Consider the following 15291-nt stretch of genomic DNA (forward strand, 5'->3'; position numbering starts at 1 on the left):
ATTGGTTTATAATTTTAGTTTAGTTACTAAATCTTCAAACTTTTTAACGGTTTCTTCCATTGTAACATCAGATCTTCCGCCGGCAGCGTTTACGTGGCCTCCGCCGTTAAAGTGGTCGCGTGCAAACTGGTTTACATCAAATCCTCCTTGTGAACGGAAAGAGATTTTGATTATTTTTTCGTCTCTATTTTCGATAAAGATAGCCGTAAAAACAATTCCTTTAATGCTTAATCCATAATTAACAATTCCTTCTGTATCGCCTTTTACATAATGAAAAGAATCTAATTCTTCCTGAGTAAGAGTGGTATAAGAAGTTTTATGTTCTTCAAAAACTTTCATATTTTGAAGCGCACGTCCTAATAATTGCAAACGGCTGTACGAACTATTATCGTATAGTAAAACCGGAATTTGAGTGTTTTCAACGCCTAAATCGATTAATTCTGCAATAATTCGGTGTGTGTTTCCTGTAGTTCCCGGAAAACGGAATGAACCGGAATCTGTCAGGATTCCTGTGTAGATACAAGTTGCAATGGTTTTATCAATATCTTCTTTTTTATTTAAAAAGGTAATAAAGTTGTAAACCATCTCGCAAGTCGATCCGTACGAAGTATCAGAATACATATAAGCTGCATAATCGTGCGGTTTTTCATGATGGTCGATCATGATAAACGGAGCAGTAAGCTTTGCTAAAGTATGCTCCATTTCGCCTGTGCGATGAAAAGCATTAAAGTCGAGTGTAAAAATCAACTCGGCTTCTTCTAATATTTTGGTACAGTTTTCAGTATCTTTTTCAAAGATTTTCACCGTTTCTGAACCCGGAATCCAGGCCAAAAAATCAGGAAAATCGTTTGGTGCAATCACGGTTGGCTGGTGATTGTTTTTTAATAAAAAATGGTATAAAGCTAGAGTAGAACCCATGGCGTCGCCATCTGGTCCTCTGTGAGGAATTATTACAATTTTTTTTGGAGCAGCAAGCAATAATTGAATTGCCTGAATATCTTGTATTTTCATAGTGTGCGAATTTACATTTTTTTAATGTAATGTTGAAATCATTTTGTGGATTAACACACTTTTAGGAAAGGAGTCCAATTATCGTTTCTGGTTTTTAAATTTAGCTCTTTATCTGCGCCTTTTTAATTTGGTTTAAAGTACTGGCAATTTTGAAATTTAGAGCAAGCATTTGTTCATCATATTTAGGGGTGTTTTCAGAGATTTTTTTATATGCTAACTCATATAAACTGATTCTTAATTCGCAATATTCAATTATTTTTTCATTTTGCTGATGTATTTCTTTCGGCAGATATAATTTATCTAATTCGTTAATCAAAGTGATATTTTCATTCCAGTAATAAATACCACGATCTTTAATCATGTATAAGATACTTTCTCTGTTTTCTTCGATCGAATTTCCATATGGAATACTGTAAGCTTCGAGAGCCATTTTTTCCATATCATTAAATTCCTGCATTCTTTTTTCATATTCCATTACCTGATATATATATAGACTTTAGAATTTTTAAAATTTACAAATAAAACAGCAATTATTATTGTAGCAAGTGATGAAATAAGTGCCATGCTGTAATCTTTTCTTTTTCTTATGATGGAAAGTATTAAACCAAATAAAATACCAGAGGCAAAACCTCCAATATGTGCCGCAGCATCGATACCGTCTTTAAAACTGTAAAGAATGTTGATACCAGCCAAAACAGCAATGTTGAGTAATAATTTTAATTTTATTTTAGTTTCAAAAGTTTTAAATAAAAGTACAATAAGTAAAATTCCATACATACCAAAAATGGCTCCTGAAGCACCTGCACTTACCAAATCTTTATTCCAGTATAAACTGCTTAAACTGGCAATAACACCACAGAAAAGATAAGTTGCCAGAAAGGTCCAAATTTTTAAATAAGGTTCTAAAAGAAGTCCTGCATAAGCAAGTGCGATGCAATTTAGAATTAAATGAAAAAAACCGAAATGAATAAAGCATGAAGTTAGTAATCTCCAGAATTGACCTTCGTAAATCATTGGTCCGTAATTTCCTCCCCAGTCAATAATATTTTGAATTTCAGGTTTAAAAAAATGTACTCCTGAAAAAGTCATGACAAGAAAAACCGCAAGGTTTACGTAAATTAAAACAGGAGTAATCAAATAACCTTTTGAAGGAGTAAAAATCGAAAAGAATGAATAAAACGCTGATATGTTTTCAGGTTCTGTTTTTTCTTTATTTGAAACATTTTCGTTTTTTATTTGCTCCGAAAAATCAGTTTCATTTATTTCAAAATCAGAAATATTTTTAAGTTCTTCAAAATATAGGTCTAAAAAGATTTCTGTGTTTTTTTTATTTCTTCCACGATCATAGATCTGATTTCCGTTTGAAGAACTTGTTATTATAGCTGTATTTTCATCAAAAGAAAATGAAATAGTTTCGTTCCAGATATTTTTATTGTTTTGAGAAACTGCATTTAATTCATTTTCATCAATATAAATAATCCTCCAATTTAGTTTTTTGCAGATGCTGACAGCGTTTAAAATAAATGATTTTTGAGGTAAATTATTTAAAGGCGTTAATTGAGAGTACGCTGCGGGAAATCCAAAGGCCATTTTAGTAGTTTTGATTTAGGTCAAACAATACTACAAAAAAAACTTTTAGTTATCACGAAATATTTGCTACAAATGTTCCAGCTCTTTTTTCTGAAACCTTTGGTACAATTTATATTTTGCCCCTTTTACAATTTGTGATTTGTAAATACCAACAGAACCTGATGAGAAATAAGCAATTGTACATCCTATAGCGATAAAAATTCCAGATTCGATGCCAAATAATTCCATTCCCATAATCGTGCAGGCGATAGGAGTGTGAGTTGCGCCGGAGAAAACGGCAACGAAACCAATTCCGGCTAAAAGTGCAATAGGCATTGGGATAAATAAGGATAAAGCACTTCCTAAAGTGGCGCCAACGAAGAATAATGGTGTTACTTCTCCGCCTTTAAAACCTGCGCCCAAAGTAAATCCGGTGAATAAAATTTTAAGGAGAAAATCATACCATTCACTCTGGTTTGAAAAGGAATCAACAATAACGGGAACGCCAAGTCCGGAGAATTTGGTAAATCCTAAACCTGCAATGGCGATTGCTAAAACAATTCCGCCAATAACAGGACGAAGCGGCGGATATTTGATTTTTTTCGAAAATAAAGAACCCCAAAAATGTGTGCTTCGAGAAAATAATAAAGCAGCAAAACCAGAAAGAAGTCCCACTAATATGGTGTAAAATATAGTGCTAAAACTAAGTTCAGAAACAATTGGAATGCTATAATGGGTATGTTTTATTTCCCAAAATTCTACTGTAAAATAAGCGGCATAAGCGACTAAAAATGAAAGTACAATACTTTTTAAATTGATTTTACTGAAATACAAAACTTCCAAAGCAAAAATGGCGCCTGCTAAAGGAGTTCCAAAAACAGAAGCAAAACCGGCACTAATTCCCAGAATAATTAAAATCCTGCGTTCGGTATTGTCTAGTTTAAAAATCTTGGTGAATTGATCGGCAATTGCGCCTCCCATTTGTACGGCTGTGCCTTCGCGTCCGGCAGAACCTCCAAATAAATGCGTTAATAAAGTTCCTAAAAGAACCAAAGGAGCCATTTTAAACGGAATGACTTTTTTAGGTTTTTCGTATTCTTCAAGCAATAAATTATTGCCTTTTACCACAGATTCTCCCCAATAATAATAACTTGAACCAACTAAAAATCCGCCTAAAGGCAAAAGCCAGATAATCCACTCGTGCTGAATTCTATATTGTGTAACCCATTCTAAAGAAACAAGAAAAAAAGCAGATGCAGATCCTGAAAATATGCCAATTAAGGCACAAATAATAATCCATTTAGGAATGGAAAGCAGGATTTGTTTTGGAGTTTGGGAAGCCATTAATTTTTTTGAGGTGTTTTTTCTAGCCACGAATTTCACGAATTTTCACGAATTAATATGTTTTAATTTGAGATAAACAAAAAGAAATCTTTAAAATCCTTTTAATCTGTGGCAAAACAAAAAAAAATAATTAGTGGAAATTAGTGCAATTCGTGGCAAAAAAACTATTTACTGTACAACAGCTGTAAATTCAATTTCAACTAAATATTCAGGAGCAACTAATTTACTGATTTCATAAAAACCTGTTGTTGGTTTTACATCTTTAAAAAAAGCAGAATGCGCTCTGGCAACTTCTTCAAAAGTATCAACATTAGTAGTGAAAATACGAGTTCTGATAACGTCTTTAATTCCAACGTTTAAGTCTTCTAAAACTTTTTCAACACGTTCAATTATATTATAGGTCTGCGCATAAGCATCGTCAGCTTTTACTTTGTCGCCGTCAACAATTGCTACAGTTCCCGAAACTTCAACGATATTGCCAATTCTTACAGCGCGGCAGTATCCCATTTTGTCTTCCCACGGCGATCCTGTTAAGATATTTTCTCTTTTCATTTTATGAGGTTTTTTGAATTGTTTTGTTTCGTTTTAAAAACAAATTCAGGTTAATTAATGCGCTGCAATTTAGGAAATATGACCGTCAAAAAGAATTATATTGAGTTGAAATCACACCGAAAATCATTCTTTTTTGTGATATTTAAAAAGAAAGAAAATATATTTATTCTGCTTGGTTTTCTTCATAAATTCTTAGTTTGTTCTGCGTGTTTGTCAAGTGCTGCTGTAAAGTTTCAATTTTATTCAGCAAATGATAAATGGCATCAATTCCTTCTAAATTAATATTCAGGTCATAATGCATGCGAATCATTTTTTCTATGGAAGGCAGTTGTTCCGGCTGCAGATATTCGTCATTTTCTTCAACAATAATTTCTACCAAACCATAATTATGAAGCTCAGTAATAAACGTATTTTCAATTTCGTGATAAATACAAAACTGTTTTATTTGGATTAAGTTCTTGTTACTCATGATTTCTAAGTTTAGATAATTCTGCAAACAATTCTTTTTCTTTTTCAGATAATTTGGTCGGAACTTTTAAGTTGTATGTCACATATAAATCTCCAAATTGATTGTCCTTTTTATAAACAGGAAAACCTTTTCCTTTTAATTTGACCTTTGTTCCGGTTTGAGTTTCGGCAGGAACTTTAATTTTAACCTTTCCGTCAAAAGTCTTGATATTAATTTCTCCACCCAAAATTGCGGTATAAAGATCCAGATCAACATTAGAATATAAATTGTTCCCTTCTCTTTTAAAATCAGAATTGTTTTCAATTATAAAAGTAATATACAAATCACCGTTTGGTCCGCCATTTACACCCGCGCCGCCATGTCCGGGAATTTTGATAACCTGACCGTTTTCAACTCCGGCCGGAATTGTAATTCGGATATTTTTACCATTTACGGTCAAACTTTGTTTGTGTGTCGAGTAAGCAGAAGCCAAATCTAATTGCAGTTCAGCATTAAAATCCTGTCCTCTATATTTAGACTGACCTCGGCTGCTTCGCCCAGAGCCGTACATAGAATTAAAGAAATCTGAGAAATCACTTCCTGAAAAATCACCTCCGCCAAAACCAGAAAAATCTTGATTACCTTGCTGTTGCTGTCTCGAATATTGCTGCTGATTTGGATCGTAACCCGCTTTTTCAAACTCGTCGGCATGTTTCCAGTCCTTTCCGTATTTATCGTATTTTTTACGATTTTCAGGATTGCTTAAAACTTCGTTTGCTTCATTGATTTCCTTGAATTTTTTCTCCGCCTCTTTATCATTCGGATTCAAGTCTGGATGATATTTTCTGGCCAGTTTTCGATATGCTTTTTTAATTTCGGCTTCAGTTGCCGATTTTGTAACATCTAAGGTTTTATAATAGTCGATATAATCCATCTTTTTGAATTTTAAGATAAAATAAATTAAGATATTGAAGTTAAGAATAAGTTGTTAACTATCAAAGTGATGTGCAGGTTTAAAGAAAAAATTAACGCATAACCAAGATCCGTTTGGAATTTGGAATTTTAATATTGAGAATTTATTTTAAAATTTTTGGCAGGTTTTTTGATTCCAAAAATTAGCCTAATATATTGTTATAATAGTCTTAAAGTTGTCGCGCCAAACTTATTTATGCTATTTTTGCGATGCTAGACTTAATTGCTAATAAAAAAATATAAAGCCAATTCGATAACCACTTTTCAATGAAGCATATCTTATTTTTTATACTGTTTTTTACTGCTGTAACTGTTTCAGCACAAACTGAATTTGGAACAAAATTCAAGCCTATTCCGGCACCTAAGTTTAGCACAAAGAAAAAAACACCAATTCCGCAAGTTAAAGATCCACAAGCAGAAACTGCCGATATACCCAGTATTAAAACACCAAATGTTTTTGATAATACGAGTATAACTCCAAAATCACAGCTTCAGGTTGGCGCAGAGAAAAGTAAATTTACCATGTCAACAGAAAATGATTTTGCTAATCCAGGCGATCAATATGTGGCAAAAATGGAAAAAGATTTAAATAAAGCTTTAAAAGATGCGGGATTATTAGAAGGCCGCGGTACATTGGTAAAATCAAATATTTCCCTTGGAGATTTTAAAACCAAATCGGAATACTTTATTGTTAAATTCCGTGATTTTGGTGCAATCGACGGCGATTTGGTCAGAGTTTCATCAAATGATGTAGTGATTAAAGACCAGATACTTTTAGATTCTGGCTATAAAGATGTAAAAATAAACCTAACCCAAGGTTTTAATAAATTAGATTTTGAAGCCCTAAATATTGGTTCTTTGGGCGGAAATACAGCAGAAATCCGGGTTTACGATGACAAAGGCCAATTAGTTACAAATGATTATTGGAACAATCTTGCAGCAGGATTTAGGGCAACAATTATTGTTACGAAAGAGTGATTTTTTTTAGATACTAAGATACTGAGGTTCTAAGATGCTAAGTTTTTTATCAGCATTTTAGAACCTTATTTTTTTAATATGAAGCCATTACATTAATACTCTAAGAAAAAGCTTAGAACCTCAGAATCTTAGGCTAAAACGGATCTGCCGTAACCCTAAATTTCATATCAGCCTTCACCGTTACATCTTTCGTAAGCGTTTCTTTAAGCGTAACCTGTGTTCTAATTTTATAGGTGTCAGCTTTAATATATTGATCCAGTCTTTTATCGGTACAAATTAAATCAATCGTATTGCTTGACGAATTGATATTGTCCTGATACGCCAGTTCTATTTCTTCAGAATTTGATGTTGATATATATAAATGTATCGATTTTAAAAATGTAAAAGTTTTATCAGAAGGATCAGAAATAGAAAGTTTAAGCGATCTGATTTTTACATCTTTTACCAAACTAGCTTTTGTTTTATTGTTTTCAAATTCAGTTGAAGAATTGGTTGTAACATCCGGAGTAACAATTTCTGTTGGAAGATTAAGCGGCGATGTACTTTTAATTTTGATGGATGCTTCGTTTGAAATAGTAAAACTTAATAAATCATCTACAGCATTGCAAGAAGTTAAAAACAGAGACAATAAAAGGATAAGAGCAATTGATTTTGATTTCATAAATATGGGTTTTTATCGTAGATACGATATTTCTTAGGGGTTGGATTTCTCTTTTTTGAGGTTCAGAGTTGCAAAGGTTCAAAGGGACAGAGAAAAAGAATCCAGAATTAACTTAGAAAAACCTCTGAACCTTTGTATCTCTGAACCTTTGCACCTAAAAAATCGGAACAATAAAAAAAATATAATTTTTTCATTGTTCCGATTTTTCAATTTCGAATATAAAAAGTATTTTTGCGCATGCAACACAACGTACTTATTTTAGATTTTGGATCGCAATATACACAGCTTATTGCGCGTAGAGTTCGCGAATTAAATATATTCTGCGAAATTTTTCCTTACAATCACTTTCCTAGTGATTTATCAGCTTACAAAGCAGTAATTTTAGGCGGAAGCCCTTTTTCTGTTCGCGCAGAAGATGCCCCGCATCCTGATTTATCTCAAATTAGAGGTAAACTTCCAATGCTTGCCGTTTGTTACGGAGCGCAATATTTAGCTCATTTTAGTGGAGGTGAAGTTGCAGCTTCTAATACTAGAGAATACGGTAGAGCGAATTTATCTTATATAAAAGATAACGAAGTTTTCTTTGAAGGAGTTTCAGAAAACAGTCAGGTTTGGATGAGCCACAGCGATAGTATCAAAGCACTTCCAACAAATGCTGTAAAATTAGCAAGCACACACGACGTAGAATTTGCCGCTTATAAAATTGAAGGCGAAACAACGTACGGAATTCAATATCATCCAGAAGTTTTCCATTCTACAGATGGATCAAAAATGCTGGAGAACTTTTTAGTTAAAATTGCCGAAGTTCCTCAAAACTTTACACCAAATGCTTTCGTAGAAGAAATGGTGGGAGAATTAAAAGAGAAATTAGGAAACGATAAAGTAGTTTTAGGATTATCAGGCGGAGTAGATTCTACTGTAGCTGCGGTTTTATTACATCAGGCAATTGGTAAAAACCTTTACTGTATTTTCGTAAACAACGGATTACTTCGTAAAAACGAATTCCAAAACGTATTAGATCAATACAAAGGAATGGGATTAAACGTAAAAGGTGTTGATGCCGGAGATCGTTTTCTTTCTGAACTTGCCGGAATAAGTGATCCTGAAACTAAACGTAAAACTATTGGACGTGTATTTATCGAAGTTTTTGATGATGAATCACATTTAATAGAAGACGTAAAATGGTTAGCACAAGGAACTATTTACCCAGACGTAATTGAATCTGTTTCAGTAAAAGGACCATCGGCAACAATTAAATCGCATCATAATGTTGGTGGATTGCCAGATTATATGAAATTAAAAATTGTAGAACCGCTTAGAATGCTTTTTAAAGATGAAGTTAGAAGAGTTGGAGCTACTTTAGGAATAGATCCTGAATTATTAGGAAGACACCCTTTCCCAGGTCCAGGATTGTCAATTAGAATTTTAGGAGATATTACTCCAGAGAAAGTACAAATTTTACAAGATGTTGATTCTGTTTTTATCGAAGGATTAAAATCTTGGGGATTATACGACAAAGTTTGGCAGGCTGGAGCAATTTTGCTTCCGGTAAACAGTGTTGGAGTTATGGGCGATGAGCGTACTTACGAAAAAGTAGTAGCGCTTAGAGCAGTAGAATCAACAGACGGTATGACTGCTGACTGGGTTCATTTACCTTACGATTTCTTGATGAAAGTATCAAACGATATTATCAACAAGGTAAAAGGCGTGAATCGTGTAGTTTACGATATAAGTTCAAAACCACCTGCAACAATTGAGTGGGAATAGTATTGTTTTTAAAATTAAGGTCTTACATTTGTAAGGCCTTAATTTTTTATAACCTACTATTTATGAGAGAACTTTTAACGATTTCTCTTGTGTTTATTTTGTCTTTTAACAAAATAGCTGCGCAAGATTCAATTATTGAGCACAAAATTCAAAAAGGGGAAACTGCTTATTTCATTGCCCAAAAGTATAAGGTTTCTGTAGACGAGATTTACAAACTCAACCCCGAATCGCAAAACGGAATCAAAGACAATCAAATTATTAAGATTCCCGTTCATTCTCCACAAAAAATAAATCAAGAGCAACAGATTCTTCATGTTGTTGGCGAAAAAGAAACGCTGTACGGTTTATCTAAAAAATATAATGTTTCTGTAGAAGCGATTCAAAATGCAAATCCAATTCTTGCAAGCGGACTTCAGGTTGGACAGGAATTAATTATTCCGCAAAGTGCTTCAAATCTTCCAAAAATAGAAAATATGGTTTCTTCAAAAATAACACATCTTGTTGTGGCAAAGGAATCTTTATTTAGCATTGCCAGACAATATAATGTTTCGGTTCAGGATTTAGAAAATCTTAATAAAGAGTTATTACAAAACGGATTGCAGATTGGACAGACAATTGCTATTCCAAACAAACGAAAAACTTTAGACGGAAAAGTTCGCGTGATTAATCAGGAAACTGTTTTTCATGTGGTTGAACCAAAAGAAACCAAATTTTCGATTTCTAAAAAATACGGAATTACAATCGATCAGCTGGAATCTCAAAATCCGGAAATCATAAACGGATTAATTGTTGGTAATAAATTGGCCATCAATACAAAAGAAATAAAACCAGCAAACGAAAGTGAAGAATTAATGCTGGCTCTTGCCGAGAAACAAGTTGTAGTCGAAAAAACAAAAGCCAAAACGGTTGAAATTGATGATTTAAAAGACAGACTGGTTATTCAAAAAGAAATGAATCAGAAGATTATAAAAATTAACGATCTAAAAGTTAATTTGAATGATATGAACGGTTCAAAAGAAAATTCGGTTGAAAAATTGCGATTGGTTTTAGAAGCCAATAAAAATGTTCAGGATATTTTAATGGCAAAATTAGATTCATTAGTAAACACGATGAACAATGATTTAGTCGAATTAAAAAGAATGGATGTTTTAAATGTGGATGAATCAAAACGATTGGAAAAACAATCGTATGAAAGCATCGGAAAAACAAGCGAATTATCATCTCAGTTAAAAAAAGAACTGGCTGAAAACCGAAAAGCATATGCCGGCTTAATGAATAAAGTAGAGAAAATCGCTGTTGAAGAAAATCAGGAATACAAGAAGAAAATCCGCGAAAGCGAAAAAAATAAAAACGTTACTTCAATTCAGCAAAGACTTTCTTTAGAGGAAATTAAGCGCTATAAAATTGAACAGGAGCAAGGCGATGCGAAAAATCAATTGCTAATTTCTAAAATTGATTCGCTCGATACTCAAAAACAAATTGAGGTAAAACGCCACATCAGCAAAGCTTCCTATTATAGTATGGAAGCCAGAAAATTTGATGATAAACTGGCTTTGGTTAAACTGAAAAAATATCAGGATGAAGCGATTAAAAAATCAGGTTCTGCAGAAACTTCAAAAGCAGTTTCGCTGGAAGAAATGAAACGCGAACTAAAAGAAAACCCGTTTAAAAATGAAAAAAATATAAAGATTGAAGTTTATGATAATCTTAAAGAAGTTTCAAACGGCTATTACTTAGTTTTGGGTATATTTACAGACGCGCCGCAGCGAGATAAGCTAATTATGCAACTTATTGATTCGGGCGATTTTAACGCTAGTTTTTTCTTTAATATAAACAGCCTTTCTTATTATGTTTATTCAGATAAGTTCCAAAACATGGAAGAACTTCTGTATCAATGCAAGAAAAAAGAGGAAAATGAGTTATATAAGAACGTTATTATTGCTAAGTTAGAAATCGATCTTCGATAATTTTTTGGAAGAATTGACAAGTGGCGTGAATCTTGTATACGAGAAATTAGTATCTTGTTTTTGAATTAAAAATTAAATTGTTTTAGCCTTTATTATGAAATATTATTCAACATTATTTTTACTTGTTTTTTTTGTAACCTGTTCTGCTTTTTCACAAGGAAAAGTGGTGAAATACACAGTTTCAAGTGGAGAAACGGTTAACCAAATTGCTCAAAAATTTAAGGTTACACCTTTTGATATTTATGAATTAAATCCGGATGCGCGTAATGGCGTGAAACCAAATACGGTTTTGCTGATTCCGGCAGCATCAAATAAAAATACAGACAAAAAAGAAACAGCTGCGGTAAAATCTACCAGTAATGGAAAAGCGACTACGCACGAAGTACAGCCGAAAGAAACACTGTTTGGTCTTGAAAAAAAATATGGCATTAGTGATGAAGCTTTAAAAGCTGCAAATCCTTTTTTGATTACTGATGGTTTACAGCCGGGGCAGACATTGACAATTCCTGGAAAAGGTTCTGCACCAAAAGCTGCAGCAACTTCGGACAAAAAACAAAAAGGAGCTGAAAAATATATTTATCATGATGTAGCTCCAAAAGAAACTAAATTTGGAATTGCCAAACAATACGGAATTTCAATAGAAGAATTAGAAAAGAAAAACCCTGAAATTGTAACAAGTTTACCAGTTGGATATCGATTGACAATTAAAGGAACTGCTCCAAAAACAGAAGTTGCAGCGCCTGTTACTACAGCTGTAAAACCGGAAGAAACGAAGAAACCTGCAGAATCTAAAAAAGCAGTTTCTTATATGGAATATCAGGTAAAACCAAAAGAAACATTTTATAGTTTAGGAAGAGTTTTTCATTTAACACAAGAAGAATTAGTTGCTTTAAATCCTTCACTTTCAGAAGGTGTAAAAGAAGGAATGGTTTTAAAAGTTCCTGCAGGATATGTAGCTCCGGCTCCAATTATTGCACAAGCACAGCCAGCTGATAAACCGGTACAAACTTCTGTAGAAAAACCAGTTGAAAAACCAGTTGAAAAAGCGATCGAAAAACCAGTTGAAAGTACCGGAGGCGGAATTAAAATTGTAGATAAAGTAAAATCTGAAACCGTTTCTGCGGACCCGGAAATTGTTGAACTGAGTAAAAAAAGAGGACAAAACGAACGCAAGAAAGTAGTTTTATTGCTTCCTTTTAACTTAGCTAAATTGCAAAGCGATACAACCGGAACAGCTGCTCGTTTAAAAACAGATAAATTTTTAAACATGACACTGGATTTTTACTCGGGAGCAATGATGGCGATAGATTCTGCCAGAACATTGAAACTGCCAATTGATGTTGCTATTTATGATTCGCAGGAAACAAAAACAACATCAAATATTTCGAGTTTAATTGCACAAAATAAATTGCAGGAAGCAGATGCTGTTGTTGGGCCGTTTTACCAAAACAATGCTGAGTCTACAGCAAATTCACTTCGTTTATATAATGTTCCTGTTATTTCGCCATTATCAAAAGATGCGGCAAATCCTATTGATAATTTGTACCAGACAATACCTTCAAACGATGTGGTTCGAAGTGCAATTTTCGATTATATGAGAGCTAAAAACGGAAATATTGTAGCTGTTGTAGACAAGAAAAAAGAATCAGTTATTAGTTATATTAAACAAAATCAAAAAGGAGTTGTTTTTGCGGCTTTAACAGAAGCAGGCGGTTTAGATGCTGCGAATTTAAAAAGCTTATTACTGCCAACCCGAATGAACTATGTTGTAATGGAAACGGGAAATACTGCTATGATTAAAACAGTAATCAAAGCGTTGACTGATGCTCAAAAATCATGTCAGGTGCAATTGGTAATTTTAGAGCCAAACAGTACGCTTGATACAGACGAAATTAGTTTTGATAACCTGGTAAAACTGAAATTAATGTATCCGTCTGTAACACGTGACAGCGATGATCAGGCAGTTTCAATCTTTAAGAAAGAATATAAATTGAAGAATAAAGTTTATCCTAATACTTATGCAACCAGAGGTTTTGATGTGACTTTTGATACTATGATGCGTTTGGTTCAAGGGAAAACCTATCAGGAAACGGCAGATTTAATGACGACGCAGCAAGTGGATAATAAATTTCAATTTTATAAAAAAGAAGATGGCGGACACGCAAATAAAGGTGTCTACATATTATATTACGATTCAGACTTAACTTTAAAAGAAGCAAATTAATGACATCAAAAGTAACCTACTTAGGCGATTTAAGAACAAGTTCAATACATATACAATCTGGAAGTGAAATCATTTCTGATGCACCGCTGGATAATAACGGAAAAGGCGAAGCTTTTTCTCCAACAGATACAGTTGCAAATGCTTTAGCAAGCTGCATGTTTACTATTATGGGAATTAAAGCCCGTGATTTAAACGTTGATTTAGCCGGTTCAACTGCCGAAGTAACTAAAATTATGAATGCAGAACCAAGAAGAATTGGAGCAATCGAAGTTGTTTTTGAACTAAAAAGCAACGCCGATGAAAAGAGTAAAATCATCTTAGAACGTGCTGCAATGACTTGTCCGGTGTTTTTAAGCCTAAGTTCCGAAATTGAAAAAAATGTAACCTTTAATTGGAAATAATTTTTTTTACGATATATTCTAAAAGCCGTCAATATTGACGGCTTTTTTTATGCAATTCTCATAATTAAAAAAATTAACAAAATATTCATATCAAATATTGGTTCTTAAATATAATATGAAGTATCTTTGTCTTGCAAAAAATACGCATATTTATGCAAAAATAATGCAATGTCAAAAGTGAAAACGAGAATCACTTTTTAATATTATTTGGAATCTCTAAGTGAGATAAAAATGATATTCCAAATTCTGCCCTAATTCAATAATTTAAATTTTGTTGTATTCCATTTATAAAGGTTTTATCTTTATATGGTATTGATTGCTATTGTTTTAGCAATGTTTTGGCTTGCGTTTTTGCGATGTAAAATAAAATTTTCAGGCTTAAAGCCGATACATAAATCCGAAGAATAAAAAAAAACTATATCATGTTAAAAAGTAAAATAGACAAAGCAACCGGTTTTGAAAAACGCTTCGAAAACATCAACACCGTTGTTTTTGAAAATTCAGGTGAAGCTTCAAAAGCCGTTGCACAGGAAATTGCAGCTTTAATCCAGTCAAAACAAAAAGAAAATAAGCCTTGTATTTTAGGTTTAGCAACAGGTTCTTCTCCAAAAGGACTTTACGCAGAATTAGTGAGACTTCACAAAGAAGAAGGATTGAGTTTTAAAAACGTAATCAGTTTCAATTTGGATGAATATTATCCAATGGAACCAAATTCCATCAACAGTTATGTTCGTTTTATGAAAGAATTGCTGTTTGACCACGTTGATATTTTACCTGAAAACGCCCACGTTCCAGACGGACTTTTAACAAAAGAACAAATCGCAGATTACTGCCACGAATACGAAGCAAAAATTGAAGCTTTGGGCGGAATCGATTTGCAGATTCTGGGAATTGGAGGAAACGGACATATTGGTTTTAATGAATCAGGTTCGCTTCAAAACTCAAAAACAAGATTAGTAGCGCTGGATCATATTACAAGAGTTGCTGCAAGTAAAGATTTCTTTGGATTAAATAATACACCGAGAACAGCAATCACACTTGGAGTTAAAAAAATCATGGAAGCCAAAAGAGTTATTTTACTGGCTTGGGGAGAAGGAAAAGCAAACATTGTAAAAAGATCTGTTGAGGACGAAGTTACAAACAGAGTTCCCGCTTCATTCCTGCAAGAACATGACGACGCAGTTTTTATTTTAGATAAAGAAGCTTCTTCAAAATTAACGAGAATCAACAAACCGTGGCTTGTTGAAAAAATCGTTTGGACAGATAAACTAACCAGAAAAGCAGTTTTAGGATTAGCACTAGATCTTAAAAAACCAATTTTAATGCTTACCGACGCCGATTATATCGAAAACGGAATGAGCGATTTATTGGCAGATTCAGGTCCGGCATACGACATC

The 15291-nt window shown here is 33.4% G+C and carries 14 protein-coding genes; 6 read left to right on the top strand and 8 right to left on the bottom strand.

Annotated features, from left to right (window positions below; genetic code table 11):
• Positions 1-6: 6 nt before the first annotated feature.
• The 7 genes from APR43_RS19635 to APR43_RS19665 form a co-directional block, all read right to left on the bottom strand.
• Positions 7-1011, bottom strand: coding sequence for a DHH family phosphoesterase (locus APR43_RS19635; RefSeq protein WP_053474091.1), 1005 nt, complete (start codon positions 1009-1011; stop codon positions 7-9).
• A gap of 100 nt (positions 1012-1111) precedes the next feature.
• Positions 1112-1486, bottom strand: a complete 375-nt coding sequence (locus APR43_RS19640) for a hypothetical protein (RefSeq protein ID WP_053474090.1) — start codon at positions 1484-1486, stop codon at positions 1112-1114.
• Positions 1486-2601: a rhomboid family intramembrane serine protease gene (locus APR43_RS19645; RefSeq protein ID WP_053474089.1), complete on the bottom strand. Its 1116-nt coding sequence runs from the start codon at positions 2599-2601 to the stop codon at positions 1486-1488. The genes APR43_RS19640 and APR43_RS19645 overlap by 1 nt, the downstream gene beginning before the upstream one ends.
• Before the next feature lie 66 nt (positions 2602-2667).
• Positions 2668-3924 carry a voltage-gated chloride channel family protein gene (locus APR43_RS19650; protein WP_053474088.1) on the bottom strand — a complete coding sequence of 419 codons (1257 nt, stop codon included), beginning with the start codon at positions 3922-3924 and terminating at the stop codon, positions 2668-2670.
• Between the two features lie 168 nt (positions 3925-4092).
• On the bottom strand, positions 4093-4476 hold the full coding sequence (locus tag APR43_RS19655) for a RidA family protein (protein WP_053474087.1): 384 nt from the start codon (positions 4474-4476) through the stop codon (positions 4093-4095).
• 163 nt (positions 4477-4639) lie between these two features.
• Positions 4640-4945 (bottom strand): chaperone modulator CbpM, encoded by a 306-nt coding sequence (locus APR43_RS19660; RefSeq protein WP_053474086.1) that lies wholly within the window; start codon positions 4943-4945, stop codon positions 4640-4642.
• Positions 4938-5858, bottom strand: coding sequence for a DnaJ C-terminal domain-containing protein (locus tag APR43_RS19665; protein ID WP_053474085.1), 921 nt, complete (start codon positions 5856-5858; stop codon positions 4938-4940). The genes APR43_RS19660 and APR43_RS19665 overlap by 8 nt, the downstream gene beginning before the upstream one ends.
• A 305-nt stretch (positions 5859-6163) precedes the next feature.
• On the opposite strand from APR43_RS19665, the gene APR43_RS19670 reads away from it, so the two are divergent.
• Entirely contained in the window at positions 6164-6874 is a 711-nt protein-coding gene (locus APR43_RS19670) for a hypothetical protein (RefSeq protein WP_053474084.1), read from the top strand.
• 133 nt (positions 6875-7007) lie between these two features.
• Here APR43_RS19670 and APR43_RS19675 read toward each other — a convergent pair whose 3' ends face one another.
• Positions 7008-7535: a hypothetical protein gene (locus APR43_RS19675; RefSeq protein ID WP_053474083.1), complete on the bottom strand. Its 528-nt coding sequence runs from the start codon at positions 7533-7535 to the stop codon at positions 7008-7010.
• A 237-nt stretch (positions 7536-7772) separates the two neighbouring features.
• Here APR43_RS19675 and guaA point away from each other — a divergent pair, with 237 nt between their 5' ends.
• From guaA to nagB, 5 genes are all read left to right on the top strand, one after another.
• Positions 7773-9302, top strand: a complete 1530-nt coding sequence (guaA, locus tag APR43_RS19680; RefSeq protein WP_053474082.1) for a glutamine-hydrolyzing GMP synthase — start codon at positions 7773-7775, stop codon at positions 9300-9302.
• Between the two features lie 62 nt (positions 9303-9364).
• On the top strand, positions 9365-11269 hold the full coding sequence (locus tag APR43_RS19685; RefSeq protein WP_053474081.1) for a LysM peptidoglycan-binding domain-containing protein: 1905 nt from the start codon (positions 9365-9367) through the stop codon (positions 11267-11269).
• 94 nt (positions 11270-11363) lie between these two features.
• Positions 11364-13493: a LysM peptidoglycan-binding domain-containing protein gene (locus APR43_RS19690; RefSeq protein WP_053474080.1), complete on the top strand. Its 2130-nt coding sequence runs from the start codon at positions 11364-11366 to the stop codon at positions 13491-13493.
• The gene (locus APR43_RS19695) at positions 13493-13894 is read left to right on the top strand and encodes an OsmC family protein (protein ID WP_053474079.1); all 402 of its coding nucleotides are present in this window, start codon (positions 13493-13495) and stop codon (positions 13892-13894) included. The genes APR43_RS19690 and APR43_RS19695 overlap by 1 nt, the downstream gene beginning before the upstream one ends.
• Positions 13895-14316: 422 nt before the next feature.
• Positions 14317-15291 (top strand): glucosamine-6-phosphate deaminase (nagB, locus tag APR43_RS19700; RefSeq protein WP_088636428.1); only part of this gene is annotated, 975 nt, incomplete at its 3' end.

The organism is Flavobacterium sp. NLM (assembly GCF_002210235.1).
Classification (GTDB): domain Bacteria; phylum Bacteroidota; class Bacteroidia; order Flavobacteriales; family Flavobacteriaceae; genus Flavobacterium; species Flavobacterium panici.

Bases quoted from the DNA above. Each gene is read 5' to 3' on its own strand.
- APR43_RS19635 (WP_053474091.1), bottom strand. From the start codon at position 1,011: ATGAAAATACAAGATATTCAGGCAATTCAATTATTGCTTGCTGCTCCA.
- APR43_RS19640 (WP_053474090.1), bottom strand. From the start codon at position 1,486: ATGGAATATGAAAAAAGAATGCAGGAATTTAATGATATGGAAAAAATG.
- APR43_RS19645 (WP_053474089.1), bottom strand. From the start codon at position 2,601: ATGGCCTTTGGATTTCCCGCAGCGTACTCTCAATTAACGCCTTTAAAT.
- APR43_RS19650 (WP_053474088.1), bottom strand. From the start codon at position 3,924: ATGGCTTCCCAAACTCCAAAACAAATCCTGCTTTCCATTCCTAAATGG.
- APR43_RS19655 (WP_053474087.1), bottom strand. From the start codon at position 4,476: ATGAAAAGAGAAAATATCTTAACAGGATCGCCGTGGGAAGACAAAATG.
- APR43_RS19660 (WP_053474086.1), bottom strand. From the start codon at position 4,945: ATGAGTAACAAGAACTTAATCCAAATAAAACAGTTTTGTATTTATCAC.
- APR43_RS19665 (WP_053474085.1), bottom strand. From the start codon at position 5,858: ATGGATTATATCGACTATTATAAAACCTTAGATGTTACAAAATCGGCA.
- APR43_RS19670 (WP_053474084.1), top strand. From the start codon at position 6,164: ATGAAGCATATCTTATTTTTTATACTGTTTTTTACTGCTGTAACTGTT.
- APR43_RS19675 (WP_053474083.1), bottom strand. From the start codon at position 7,535: ATGAAATCAAAATCAATTGCTCTTATCCTTTTATTGTCTCTGTTTTTA.
- guaA (WP_053474082.1), top strand. From the start codon at position 7,773: ATGCAACACAACGTACTTATTTTAGATTTTGGATCGCAATATACACAG.
- APR43_RS19685 (WP_053474081.1), top strand. From the start codon at position 9,365: ATGAGAGAACTTTTAACGATTTCTCTTGTGTTTATTTTGTCTTTTAAC.
- APR43_RS19690 (WP_053474080.1), top strand. From the start codon at position 11,364: ATGAAATATTATTCAACATTATTTTTACTTGTTTTTTTTGTAACCTGT.
- APR43_RS19695 (WP_053474079.1), top strand. From the start codon at position 13,493: ATGACATCAAAAGTAACCTACTTAGGCGATTTAAGAACAAGTTCAATA.